11 protein-coding genes and 1 tRNA gene are annotated in these 11,793 nt (G+C 68.8%); 4 read left to right on the top strand and 8 right to left on the bottom strand.

Annotated features, from left to right (window positions below; translation table 11 throughout):
* Positions 1–75 precede the first annotated feature (75 nt).
* Positions 76–2,775 carry a carbohydrate-binding protein gene (locus tag NE358_RS05790; RefSeq protein ID WP_116238867.1) on the top strand — a complete coding sequence of 900 codons (2,700 nt, stop codon included), beginning with the start codon at positions 76–78 and terminating at the stop codon, positions 2,773–2,775.
* Between the two features lie 407 nt (positions 2,776–3,182).
* On the opposite strand, the gene NE358_RS05785 is transcribed toward NE358_RS05790, so the two are convergent.
* Together NE358_RS05785 and NE358_RS05780 are read right to left on the bottom strand one after the other, a co-directional pair.
* Positions 3,183–3,503, bottom strand: coding sequence for an RNA polymerase sigma factor (locus NE358_RS05785; protein WP_289942292.1), 321 nt, complete (start codon positions 3,501–3,503; stop codon positions 3,183–3,185).
* A 456-nt stretch (positions 3,504–3,959) separates the two neighbouring features.
* Positions 3,960–4,036 (bottom strand) — tRNA-Pro (locus NE358_RS05780).
* A 123-nt stretch (positions 4,037–4,159) separates the two neighbouring features.
* Between NE358_RS05780 and NE358_RS05775 the strand changes: the two genes are divergently transcribed.
* Both NE358_RS05775 and NE358_RS05770 read left to right on the top strand, forming a co-directional pair.
* A complete protein-coding gene (locus tag NE358_RS05775) occupies positions 4,160–4,738 on the top strand; it encodes a GNAT family N-acetyltransferase (RefSeq protein WP_289942290.1) in 579 nt (192 codons plus the stop codon).
* A gap of 42 nt (positions 4,739–4,780) precedes the next feature.
* A complete protein-coding gene (locus NE358_RS05770; protein WP_289942287.1) occupies positions 4,781–5,155 on the top strand; it encodes an RNA-binding S4 domain-containing protein in 375 nt (124 codons plus the stop codon).
* Positions 5,156–5,405: 250 nt separating this feature from the next.
* Here NE358_RS05770 and NE358_RS05765 read toward each other — a convergent pair whose 3' ends face one another.
* Positions 5,406–6,308: an NUDIX domain-containing protein gene (locus tag NE358_RS05765; RefSeq protein ID WP_289942286.1), complete on the bottom strand. Its 903-nt coding sequence runs from the start codon at positions 6,306–6,308 to the stop codon at positions 5,406–5,408.
* Positions 6,309–6,472: 164 nt separating this feature from the next.
* Between NE358_RS05765 and NE358_RS05760 the strand changes: the two genes are divergently transcribed.
* Positions 6,473–6,886 carry a GNAT family N-acetyltransferase gene (locus NE358_RS05760; RefSeq protein ID WP_289942285.1) on the top strand — a complete coding sequence of 138 codons (414 nt, stop codon included), beginning with the start codon at positions 6,473–6,475 and terminating at the stop codon, positions 6,884–6,886.
* Between the two features lie 161 nt (positions 6,887–7,047).
* Here the strand turns inward: NE358_RS05760 and NE358_RS05755 are convergent, their stop codons facing one another.
* The 5 genes from NE358_RS05755 to NE358_RS05735 all read right to left on the bottom strand — a co-directional run bounded on the left by NE358_RS05755 (position 7,048) and on the right by NE358_RS05735 (position 11,744).
* Positions 7,048–7,494, bottom strand: coding sequence for a DUF805 domain-containing protein (locus tag NE358_RS05755; RefSeq protein ID WP_103210522.1), 447 nt, complete (start codon positions 7,492–7,494; stop codon positions 7,048–7,050).
* A gap of 103 nt (positions 7,495–7,597) precedes the next feature.
* Positions 7,598–8,035, bottom strand: coding sequence for a DUF805 domain-containing protein (locus NE358_RS05750; protein ID WP_289942283.1), 438 nt, complete (start codon positions 8,033–8,035; stop codon positions 7,598–7,600).
* Between the two features lie 326 nt (positions 8,036–8,361).
* Positions 8,362–9,885 carry a ribosome biogenesis GTPase Der gene (gene der, locus NE358_RS05745; protein WP_056227518.1) on the bottom strand — a complete coding sequence of 508 codons (1,524 nt, stop codon included), beginning with the start codon at positions 9,883–9,885 and terminating at the stop codon, positions 8,362–8,364.
* A complete protein-coding gene (cmk, locus tag NE358_RS05740; protein WP_289942281.1) occupies positions 9,875–10,618 on the bottom strand; it encodes a (d)CMP kinase in 744 nt (247 codons plus the stop codon). The genes der and cmk overlap by 11 nt, the downstream gene beginning before the upstream one ends.
* Positions 10,611–11,744 carry a prephenate dehydrogenase gene (locus NE358_RS05735; protein WP_116238365.1) on the bottom strand — a complete coding sequence of 378 codons (1,134 nt, stop codon included), beginning with the start codon at positions 11,742–11,744 and terminating at the stop codon, positions 10,611–10,613. Before NE358_RS05735 ends, cmk begins: the two co-directional genes overlap by 8 nt.
* Between the last annotated feature and the right edge of the window lie 49 nt (positions 11,745–11,793).

The following is an 11,793-nucleotide window of genomic DNA, read 5'->3' as shown; positions in this document are numbered from 1 at the left end:
AATCGCTATCAAACTCCGGTTACATTGCTCCCGGGCGCAACGCCGCGCCCTCTGATCGATGGAGACATGACCCCGATGAGACACCCCCGATGGATTGCAGCGGGTGCAGCCGGAGCCCTCGCACTCGGCACACTCGCGGCCGCCGCGCCCCCGGCGACGGCTGCAACAACCGATAATCTGTCCGTTGACTTCGCCGCCACGACCGGCGACTTCCGCGGCGGCGCGTCCGGCACCCTGTACGGCCTGGGTGACGACGGAGCCCCCACACAGGCGCTGATCAACGGCGCCCACATCACCAACACCTCACAGAAGGCGCCCTACGGGACGCAGCACCCCAGTGGCGATGCCTTGAAGATCGAGAAGGGATTCTTCTCGAAGAACGGTACCCAGCTCGACATCTACGTGCAGGACTACTACCCCGACTGGGCGTACAACGGCGGGAACCGCCCCGGCGACGATCGCACCTACAACCAGGCCGATGGCACCTACACGAACCAGCCCAACGGCATCTGGGATTACCTCGAAGTGGTGGAGTTCGTCACTGAGGCCGTCGCAACGAAATCGGCGTACCCCGACAAGTACGTCTTCATCCCCTTCAACGAGCCCGACGCCGGCAACTGGTACGCCAACTGGGACTTCTTCAATCAGCAGTTTTTGCCCGACTGGAAAGCGGCCGTCGACAAGATCCGTCAGGTTTATGCTCGCCACGGGCTGACGCCCGTTATCGGTGGCCCGGGCGATGCCGCGTGGCGCGCCGACCGGACCGCCGTCTGGCTGGACTATGCCAAGCAGACCAATACCTTGCCCGAATTCATGATCTGGCACGAACTCGGCATCGACAACCTGGCCACCTACCGCTCGCACTACAACGAGTACCGCAAGCTCGAAGCCGAGCGCGGCATCAGCCCGCGCCAGATCAACATCACCGAGTACGGCCTCCTGCGCGACATGGGCGTACCGGGGCAGCTGATCCAGTGGTTCTCGATGTTCGAAGACACCAAGGTCGACGCGCAGACCGCCTACTGGAACTACGCGGGCAACTTCTCCGACAACTCCGCCCGCCCCAACGGGGCCAACGCCGGCTGGTGGATGTTCAAGTGGTACGGAGATCTCGCCGGTAGCAAGACCGTGAAGGTCACTCCTCCCCAGCTGAACGTCGCCGACACCCTGCAGGGCATCGGTGCGATCGACACGACGGATAAGAAGGCGACCGTTCTCTACGGCGGCTCCGGCGCCGACACCGTGTCGCTGGCACTCAACGGACTGAGCTCGTCCACCTTTGGTTCGCGTGTAGACGTCGAGGTCCGGGAGGCGCCGCTCTCCGGCGCCGAGGGCCTCGCAGCGACGCCGCGCGTGGTCGCCAGACTCTCGGGAGTGGCCGTGAGCAACGGCTCCTTGCAGGTCAGTGTGCCCAACTACGACCGGTACGCCGGATACCAGGTGGTCGTGACGCCGCAACGAGATGCCGTGCCGTCGACCGCGCAGGTGTGGTCGACCTCGATCGAGGCCGAGAACACCGCGATCACGGGCGCGCGCGTCTACGACCAGTCTCCGACCGGCAACGGCGGGTGGATGTTCCTGGCCTCGCACGGCCGTGACGTGGGCTCGTTCAACAACGCATCCGCGAAGGCGGACTGGAGCGTGACCGTCCCGCGTGACGGCACATACCGCTTCCAGGTGATTGGCGCCACGCCGGGGACCCCGGGCCGTCACGCGCTCTTCGTCGATGGGGTTAACCGCACCACCGTGCAGTACACCGCCGACCTTGCGCTGAACGACAACAGCCGGTGGAAGTACCGCGGCAGCGCCGAGGTGCAGATCGCGCTGACGAAGGGTACGCACACGCTGTCACTGCGGGCGAGCGCCGACGGGTCAAGCGTCTTGCCGAACTCCGACATCACACTCGACAAGTTCGTGCTCACTGATGTCACCGACGGTGAGGCGACGGTCTACCCGGCATCCACGATCCGCCTGGCCGGCTCGGCCGCTCTCGCTTACGACGTGTCGGGTAGCCGCGGCGCGGCGCGCGTCGGTGCGGACGGACGCGCCGACGTGTACGCCACGGCCTTCCAGTCGGGCTACTACGACGTCAAGGTCGACTATCGCACGACGGGCGCGTCTGATGTCGCGGTCGATCTCAACGGCCGGCGCGCGGCGACGGGCACGGCGAACGCGGCCGGAACGTGGTCGACCACGGCGCGGCTGCACATGTCGGAGGGCATCAACGAGATCGAGGTGCGCTCGCAGGCGGGTATCGCTCTGACGGCGGTGACCACGACCCGCGTGGCCTCCGCGGATTCGGCGGCGATCAAGGTCGAAGCTGAGTCGGGTACGCGGGCGGGCGGTGCCCGGATCGGGACGTACGACGCGGCGTCGGGCACAAACGTGTCAGGCGGCCAGTTCGTCGGAAACCTCGGCAACGGCACCGGCAACACGTTGAGTATTGCGCGCAGCGATGGGTTCAACACCGCAGGCGACTTCAACATCGTGGTGAAGTATGCCAACGCCGAGGTGTCAGGTCGCCACGACTACAACCCGCAGGTGGTGGACCGTCGGCTCCAGGTGACGGAGGCCGGAAAGGGCCGGGTCGGCGAAGGCTACTTCCGCTACACATATGCGTGGAACAGCTTCTGGGAGCGCACAATCCCGGTCACGCTGACGTCGACAAACGGGGCCATCATCCTCGGCAACGACGGACCGTGGGCCCCCGACATCGATTACGTCGTCATCGCCCCGGCACGTCTTGGGCAGCCGACGACAGTAAAGATCAGCTGACGTCGCCCCCATGAGCGCGGCTCTCGCATCTACGAAGATGCGAGAGCCGCGCTTTGCGCTGGAGGGGCTGTGAGGCGAAGGTGCGAAGACCGGCGTGCGCATGGGGCGGTCGGCAGCAGTTGCGGTGGGGGCCGCGCCAGACGGTCTAGAGGCTTCTGGCGGTCGCGAGGGTGCCGGGTACTTGCACGTAAACGCGGAGGCAACACAGCCATCCTGAGGGCTGGTGTCGTGCTGCGTGAGCCGACGAAGGCAAAGACCGCGTAACGTTGCCGTTCGGCCGTCAAACAGGTGAAGGACCGCACCTGTATAGACGGGGCGGTCCTTCACCTGTTCGGCGCTACCGTCACAGGTCCGGGAGGTCGTCCAGGTTGTTGCGGGTCGTGTCGTCCCGATCGGTGCGGAGATACTTACCGGTCGCGCCGTTGACGGTCTTCATCTGGCGCCGCCACTCCGGGCACGCACTCTTCGGTGTACTCCACACCCCGCACGACCGCGGCGGATCGCACGATGTCGAGCGCCCGTCGCTTCGACGTGGCCACCAGCAACGCTTCCCAACTACGTGGAGGCTCCGTCGGAGGCGCCTTCATGAGCGACACCATCGCCTCCTGGACCGCATCGGCGGCCAGATCCCAACGCCCACTCCCGCGCAGCACTTCGTAGGCGACCCCGCACATCGCGTCGCGATGCTTCTGATACAGAGCCGCCCAGTCGTAGGAGGGATCAGCCACGGACCGGCCCTTCGCCTCGTGCACTCATCTCGTCACCCTCCATCAGCGCCGATGGTCGTCGCTTCACAAAGTAGTCGGGACAGACCGCCGGGGAGTTAGCGGCGCGTTGGTACGTCGACGAAACGGCATTCGCCGATTCACAACTCGTCTAAGCCGTGACCCGTCGTCCGCCGAGCAAACCGGCTCGGGGGCCTGAGTCCACCGGAGCCAACGGTCAGTTGAAGTGGAACGTTCGGTAGGAGCTTTGCACGCTGAACTTCCGGCCGTCCTTCCGCCGCTGCAAGAATCCAACGACCGTGTCGATTCGTCCGATCAGGACCGACGTCAACTAAGCGCTACACAACTGGCAAGCAAACTCCAGCACAAACGAAAGAGCCTCCCGCGTATCCGCGGAAGGCTCTTCCTCGTCGACCAACCAGAAGGACAACTTGTCCAATGGTTTGAGTAACTATCAATTGGTCGGGATGACAGGATTTGAACCTGCGACCCCTTGACCCCCAGTCAAGTGCGCTACCAAGCTGCGCCACATCCCGTTACCCGCGAGCGGGCAACTCCCCTATATTAGCCCCTCGCCGACTCCCCCGCGAACCAACGGCCACCCCGGGCGTGTGCGCACTCCCTTGTCGACGTCGGGACCCCTCGCTACGGTCTCGGTCATGACGATCGAGATCCTCCCCGCCACCGGCGACCGCTTCGACGACGCCGAGACGGCGCTCGACAGCGGAGACGGTCCCGGGTGCCAGTGCCAGTGGTGGCTGCTCACGAACGCGGAGTTCCAGCAGAGCTCGCGCGACGACCTCACCACGCGCTTTCATGCCGAGATGCACGGTGATCGCTCGCCGGGGCTCATCGCCTACGTCGACGGCGAACCCGCGGGCTGGGTGCGCGTCGGCCCCCGCGTCGACCAGGCCCGCCTCCTCCGCACCCGCGACGTCACGACCGCGACAGAGGAGCCCCTCGACGCCGACGACGTCTGGTCGGTCTCGTGCTTCGTGGTCCGCACGGCGCACCGCGGCACCGGCTTGATGAAGAAGCTCCTGGATGCCGCGGTCTCCACCGCCCGCACGGCCGGTGCCCGTGTCGTCGAGGCGTATCCCCTCGATCCCACCGTCACGAAACGCTCGGCCAACCAGCTCTATCGCGGCACGGTGTCGATGTTCGAGCAGGCGGGTTTCGACGTCGTCGATCGCCCCAAACCCGACCGCGCGCTCGTCGCGCTGACTCTCCACGACTGACCGCCCGACCTACGATGGAGGTTCACCGACGAAAGACCCGACATGACGGATGCCACGACCACCGCCCGCGTCGACGCGTGGCTCTGGGCGGTGCGCGTCTACAAGACCCGGTCCGCGGCGACCACCGCGTGCCGCGCGGGGCACGTTCGGGTCAACGGGGAACGCGCCAAAGCGGCGCAGCCCGTACGTCCGGGCGACGAACTGCGCGTGCGGATCCAGGGCTTCGACCGGATTCTTGTCGTGAAGAAGACGATCGCGAAGCGTGTCGGGGCGGCCCTCGTCGCCGAGTCCGTCGACGACCGCACTCCCCCACCGCCCTCGAAAGAAAGCATGCCGTTCGTGCCGGTACGCGATCGCGGTGCCGGACGCCCCACCAAGCGCGATCGCCGCGACATCGAGAAGCTCCGCGGCCACTGACCGTCGCGTCACACACTCGGCGATCCGCACGACCTCAGTCGCATCCCCCACCCGCCGACTGACATCGCGCGAGTAACTGACTTCACGCGGATCACCGCCCGCGCAACGTCCGCAATCCGCACAACCTCAGCGGCATCCCCCGCCAGCAGACTGACCGCGCGCGAATCACCGACCTCGCGCGAATCACTCATCGAGCGACACCGCCGGTCCCTCGGTTCACGCACGACTTCCGGGGCCGAAGACTCCGCCGTCAGTCCAGCTGATCCAACAGCCAGCGCGTACCTTGCACGCTCGCCCCGAGCTCCTCGACGCGTACCGCCAGCTCGCGGTCACTCGTCACGACGACCACGGGACGAAACGCCCCCGCGATGTCGCGCACGGCGGCGACGATCTCGTCGTCGCCGTCACCCGGCGCATGCCGCACCTCGATGGCAGGTGCCACGGGCTCGGCGGACCGCGCCTGACCCTCCAGCACCGCCGTGACCGACGGGAACCAGCGCGTCGCGGAAAGCCCGAGCGCCTCGGCATCCAGTCCCCGCTCCGTCAGCCGCGAGACCTTCGCGACCAGGCGGGTCGCCGCGCCGGCGCGGTCTTTCCACCACCCGTCGGGAACAGAGCCCATGACGTTGGCGACGTCGACGACGATCGCCGGGCGCACGGCCAGTGCCTCGCGCAGGGCCGGCCACGAGGCCGCGAATCCGGGGTGCAACGGGAGGGAATCGACCTCGTCGACAGCGACCCACTCCAGGGCGACGCTCTCGGGATCGCTGATCACGGGCTCGAACGGCGTCGTGACGTCAGCCACCAGGGTCGAATACGACCAGATGCCGAGGTCGAGCACGCTCTCGAAGCGCGCCCGCACGGCAGACGCCGGCACTCCGGCCTCCTCGCCCGATTCGCGCAGCGCGCCGTCGCGAGCGGACTCGCCCTCGTGCCGCGCTCCCCCCGGCAGTGCCCACGTGTTGCCGAAATGGCTCCACGAGACGCGATGCTGCAGCAGCACGCCGCGCTCGGGGTCGAGGGCGAGCAGCCCCGCGGCACCGAAACGCCCCCAGTACTTCTCGCCCGTGGGCGCGACGACCCAGGCGTCGCCGGGGTCGCGGGGTCCGTGCGGACGCCGCGGCTCGCCGGGGGCAGGGGGCTCGATCGTCATCGGCTCCAGCCTGGCACACACACGACCGACGGTCCCCGTCCAGCGTCACGAGACGCCATGAGATCACCCGCGCCGCCGCACAGTTCGCGCCGAGAATCGCAATATGACCGCCGCTCCTCGACCGCGGGGAAGTCGGAACCGCCTCGAGTTGCCACAATCGTCGCATGGAGTACGAATTCGACGACGACCCCGACCGGATCGACCGCGACGCGGTCTGGCAATGGCTGAGCACCGAGGCGTACTGGGGTCGCTGGCGCACCCGCGCCGACGTCGAAGCCCAGCTCGACAACGCCTGGCGTGTCGTCGCCGCGTACCACCGAGAGACGGGCGCGTTGGTGGGCTTCGCGCGGGCGATCTCCGACGGCGTCGGATTCGCCTACCTGGCCGACGTCTTCGTCGTCGCCGCGCACCGCGGCCACGGCCTCGGCAAGGGCCTGGTCTCGCTGATGATCGACGAGGGTCCGGGTCCTCACTTCCGCTGGACTCTCTTCACGAGCGACGCGCACGGCCTCTACCGTCGGTTCGGTTTCGCCGAGCCCGATCAGACGGCTCTCGTCCGCCCCGCGGCGCCCCTCTGAGACACCGGATGCCCCCGCCGACGCCACCGCATCCCGCTGACACGTCGGTCACCGTCCGTCATCCCCCACCGCTGAGGCCCGAGCGCGAGTGGAGCGTCGGAGTCACGGCATCCGGGACGACGAGCGCCCCGCCCCATCGGGCCGGGGCGCTCGTCGGCGGATCACGCGTCGAATCGCACGCCCGCCGGGTCGGACGGGAGCAGCTCGAACACGAGCAGGACGATCGGCCCGATCACGGGCACGAGGGCGATGAAGATCCAGAAGCCGCTCTTGTTCGTGTCGTGCAGACGACGCACCGTCAACGCGATGCCCGGGACGAGCACGGCGAGGCTCCAGAGGGCCGTGAGGACGAGGAACACCACGCCGAGGCCCGAGGGGCCGGTGGGCATTCCGTACTCATCGACGCCACCGGCGCCGCCCGTGACGGCAGAGAGGATGTTCAGCACGCCGACGACCACGACATTGACCAGGACCCACCACCAGAATTCGCTCCGGCTGGCCCGACCGGTGAAAGTGGCGTACTTCTTAAAGAAGCGCTGGACGGCTGCCCCCAGCGGCGCGCCGTAGTACGGCTGATCCAGCGCGACGGTGTTCTGCGAGTACGACATGAGTGTCCCCCTGACACATTGGCGAGTAATGCGCACCGGCATGGATGTCGGTGCGCATGAACTGTACCGATTCCGCAGCTCTCGTCGTGTAATGCGTCGACATTCACTCGTCGAAGCGCGCGCCCTCCGGCCGCGGCCCCTGGAGCGTGAAGACGAAGAGAACCAGGACGCCGATGAGCGGCACCACCCCGATCAGCACCCAGAACCCGCTCCGATCGGTGTCGTGCAGGCGTCGCACGAGCACGGCGAACGTCGGGACGATGGTGACGAGAGCCCACACGAGCCAGATCGCCCCGAGGATCACCCCGAGCGGTCCGGTGATGGTCGTCGAGCCGTCGGCTTCGATGCGGATGCCATCGGTCAGCGTGGGCAGCGCGTTCAGCACCGTGCCCACGACGGCGGCGGTCACCACCCACCACCAGTATTCGCTGCGGCTCGCGCGCCCACGCAAGGTGGCGTACTTCGCGAAGATGCGGCGCACCGCAGCGCCCAGCGGCGCGCCGTAGTAGGGCTGGTCGAGCGTCGGGGCGGCGGCGGTCATGGGGTCTCCCGGCGTCGACAGAGGGCGGATGCCACGGCGTCGCCGTCGCGAGAGCACTCTATCGACCGCCCGGTCCGGCCCGACCCCGCTTGCGCTCGTGCCCGTCCGTACGTGACGGCACCCACCGCGCGCGAGACGACATCTCGCTGACACACCCGCGTCAGCCTGCGACCGACTCGTCAGCGACGTGCCGTCTCGCGCGAGATCCGGGCCCGCAGACGCAGAGCGCACACGCCGCCGCCCCACCGCCGTGGGCGCGAGGCGCATGTTCAGCGCGCGAAAGCGCCCCGACCCCCACACGGGGACCGGGGCGCTCGCTGCGCGACTCAGCGCTGGCGCTTCTCGCGGATGCGCATGTTGAGCACGATCGGCGTGCCCTCGAAGCCGTAGATCTCGCGCAGGCGCCGCTGGATGAACCGGCGGTAGCCCGGGTCGAGGAACCCGGTCGTGAACAGCACGAAGGTCGGCGGACGCGTGGCCGCCTGCGTGCCGAACAGGATGCGCGGCTGCTTTCCTCCGCGCAGCGGGTGCGGGTGCTCGGCGACGAGCTCCGACAGGAACGCATTGAACTTGCCGGTCGGGATGCGGGTGTCCCACGACTCGAGCGCCTGCTCGAGAGCGGGCACGAGCTTGTCGAGGTGACGACCGGTGCGAGCCGAGATGTTCACGCGCGGAGCCCACGCGACGTGCGCCAGGTCCTGCTCGATCTCGCGCTCCAGGTAGCGGCGACGATCCTGGTTCTCCATGTCGTCGTCGTTGAGGCGGTCCCACTTGTTGAACGCCAGCACGAGCGCGCGACCCGACTCGAGCACGAGGTCGATGATGTTGAGGTCCTGCACGCTGATGGGCTGCGAGACGTCGATGACGACGACCGCGACCTCGGACTTCTCCAGCGCCGTCGAGGTGCGCAGTGACGCGTAGAAGTCGGCGCCCTGCGACAGGTGCACGCGGCGACGGATGCCGGCGGTGTCCACCAGCGTCCAGAGCTTGCCACCGAGCTCCACGACCTCGTCGACCGGGTCGCGGGTCGTGCCGGCGAGCTCGTTGACGACGACGCGCTCTTCGCCGGCCGCCTTGTTGAGGAGCGACGACTTGCCGACGTTCGGGCGACCGAGGATCGCCACGCGGCGCGGTCCGCCGATCTCGTACTTGGCGACCGCCGACACGTCGGGCAGCACCTTCATGATCTCGTCGAGCAGATCGGCCACGCCGCGGCCGTGGATCGCCGAGACGGGGTGCGGCTCGCCGAGTCCGAGGTTCCACAGGGCAGCGGCCTCGGGCTCGTGGCGGGCGTCATCGACCTTGTTCGCGATGAGGAACACCGGCTTGCCGCTCTTGCGCAGCAGCTTCACGACGTGCTCGTCGGTCGAGGTCGCCCCCACCGTGGCATCCACCACGAACAGCACGATGTCGGCGAGATCGATCGCGACCTCGGCTTGCGCTGCGACCGAGCGGTCGATGCCCTTCGCGTCGGGCTCCCAGCCGCCGGTGTCGACCAGCGAGAAGCGGCGGTCGAGCCACTCCGCCTTGTAGGTGACGCGGTCGCGCGTGACGCCGGGGGTGTCTTCGACGACGGCCTCGCGGCGGCCGAGGATGCGGTTCACCAGCGCGGACTTGCCCACGTTCGGCCGACCGACGATCGCGACCACCGGCAGCGCCGGCAGGAACTCGATCGCTCCCTCACCCGAGGCGAGACCCGCGAGAAGAGCCGCGTCCTCCTCGTCGAGGTCGAAGTCCTCGAGGCCCGCGCGCAGCGCTTCGGCCCGCTGTTCGGCGAGCACCTCGTCGAGCTGCTCCATCTTCTCGGCGAGCTGGTCGGGCCCGCCTTCGTACTCGTCTTCAACGCCCATCGCGGGCTCCCATCGTGTTGTCGACGACGCTCAGCACGGCGTCGACGGTCTGTTCGAAATCGAGGTGGGTCGAATCGACGACCTGCACGCCGGGGGCGGCGGTGAGGAAGTCGACGACCGTGGAATCGGCGGCGTCGCGCTGGTGGAGGGCTGCGGCGACCTTGGCGGCATCCTGATCCGTCAACTCCGCACTGCGGCGCGCGGCGCGCACCTCGGGGGCCGCGGTCAAGAGGATGCGCACGGGCGCGTCGGGGAACACGACCGTGGTGATGTCGCGGCCTTCGACCACGACGCCCGGAAGAACCGCGGATGCCACGAGCCGGCGGAACAGCTCGTTCACCGCATGGCGCACGGGAGCGACGCGGGCCACTCCGCTGACGGCATCGGTCACCCGGGGTTCGCGGATCGCCGCGGTGACGTCGGTGCCACCGACGCGCACCCAGCGGTCGGTCGGGTCGAGCGAGATGGCGTACTCGAAGTCGCCGAAGACCTCGAGCACCGCCGTCGCGTCGGAGGTGTCGGCCTCGTGAGCGAGGGCGTGCCACGCGAGGGCGCGGTAGGCGGCGCCGGTGTCGAGGAAGCCGTACCCGAGGCGGGCGGCGGCGGCCTTCGACACGCTCGACTTGCCGCTTCCGGCGGGGCCGTCGATCGCGACGACGACGGGGGCGGATGCCGAGCCCTCGGCGGGCGCGGCCAGGCCGGGCCGGAAGAGGGCGGGGGTGGGCTCAGTCATGGGTGGTGCTCGCAATCCGCCAACCGCGCTGCTGGAGGCCGTCGACGGCGCGGCGGACCGCGTCGGGGACGACGCTGATCTCGGCCAAGCCGAACGGGGCTCCGGGCGAGTGCTCGAGGCGTAGGTCTTCGACGTTGACGTCGAGATCGCCGAGCTCGCCGAACAGGCGCCCCAGCTGGCCGGAGGTGTCGTCGACCATAACGACGAACGTATCGAAACGGCGGTTCTGGCCGTGCTTGCCGGGCAGACGCTCCACACCCTCGTTGCCGCGGCGGATGGTGTCGGCCACCGCGCGCCGCGCGCCGGGCACCTCGGGGTCGCGCAGCGCCTCGGCGACGTCGGCGAGGTCGGCGGCGAGCTGATCGAGCACCGCGACGACGGGTGCCGCGTTCGCCCCGAGGATCTGCACCCACAGTTCGGGGGCGGATGCCGCGATGCGCGTCGTATCGCGCACGCCCTGGCCCGCGAGCCGTAGCGACCCGTCGGGGGCCTCGACGAAGCGCCCGGCGAGAAGACTCGCCACGAGCTGCGGTACGTGCGACATGAGTGCGACCGACTCGTCGTGCTCTTCGGGCGTCATCTCGATGAGGGTCGCGCCGAGATCGAGGGCGAGCCCCTCGACGAGCGAGAGATCGTGCGCAGAGGTCTCGCCGTCGCGGCACACCACCCACGGGCGCCCGACGAAGATGTCGGCGCGGGCCGAGATGGCTCCCCCGCGCTCACGACCGGCCATGGGGTGCGAGCCGATGTAGTGCGTGAGGTCGACGCCGCGTTCCCGCAGGGTGCGCAGCGGCTCGAGCTTCACGCTCGCGACGTCGGTGACGACGGCATCCGGGAATCTCTCCAGCTCGCGCTGCACGACGTCGGCCGTGACGTCGGGCGGCACGGCCACCACGATCAGTGAGGGACGGTCGTCGAGACGCTCGGCGCGGCCGGCGCCGTAGTCGATCGCGAGGCGCAGCTGTGAGGGAGACGCGTCGACGAGCACGACGTCGACGCCGAGCGCGGTGAGCGCGTGACCGACGCTGGCCCCGAGCAGGCCCGAGCCGACGACGCGGACGGTGCCGCTCGTACGGGTCGCCAAGGGCCCGGCCGCGCGCGCGGACGTTCCGTTGACTTGGCTCATCGGGTCTCCTACCCTGGGCGGCGCCGCTGGCACCGCGAAGCGCCCGAGA

The sequence above is a fragment of the Sphingomonas sp. G5 genome (assembly GCF_052660795.1).
Note: the sequence above shows the minus strand (reverse complement) of the source record. Positions and strands in the feature narration are given on the sequence as shown.

Bases quoted from the DNA above. Each gene is read 5' to 3' on its own strand.
- NE358_RS05760 (WP_289942285.1), top strand. From the start codon at position 6,473: ATGGAGTACGAATTCGACGACGACCCCGACCGGATCGACCGCGACGCG.
- NE358_RS05735 (WP_116238365.1), bottom strand. From the start codon at position 11,744: ATGAGCCAAGTCAACGGAACGTCCGCGCGCGCGGCCGGGCCCTTGGCG.
- NE358_RS05775 (WP_289942290.1), top strand. From the start codon at position 4,160: ATGACGATCGAGATCCTCCCCGCCACCGGCGACCGCTTCGACGACGCC.
- NE358_RS05750 (WP_289942283.1), bottom strand. From the start codon at position 8,035: ATGACCGCCGCCGCCCCGACGCTCGACCAGCCCTACTACGGCGCGCCG.
- NE358_RS05770 (WP_289942287.1), top strand. From the start codon at position 4,781: ATGACGGATGCCACGACCACCGCCCGCGTCGACGCGTGGCTCTGGGCG.
- cmk (WP_289942281.1), bottom strand. From the start codon at position 10,618: ATGACTGAGCCCACCCCCGCCCTCTTCCGGCCCGGCCTGGCCGCGCCC.
- NE358_RS05755 (WP_103210522.1), bottom strand. From the start codon at position 7,494: ATGTCGTACTCGCAGAACACCGTCGCGCTGGATCAGCCGTACTACGGC.
- NE358_RS05765 (WP_289942286.1), bottom strand. From the start codon at position 6,308: ATGACGATCGAGCCCCCTGCCCCCGGCGAGCCGCGGCGTCCGCACGGA.
- NE358_RS05790 (WP_116238867.1), top strand. From the start codon at position 76: ATGAGACACCCCCGATGGATTGCAGCGGGTGCAGCCGGAGCCCTCGCA.
- der (WP_056227518.1), bottom strand. From the start codon at position 9,885: ATGGGCGTTGAAGACGAGTACGAAGGCGGGCCCGACCAGCTCGCCGAG.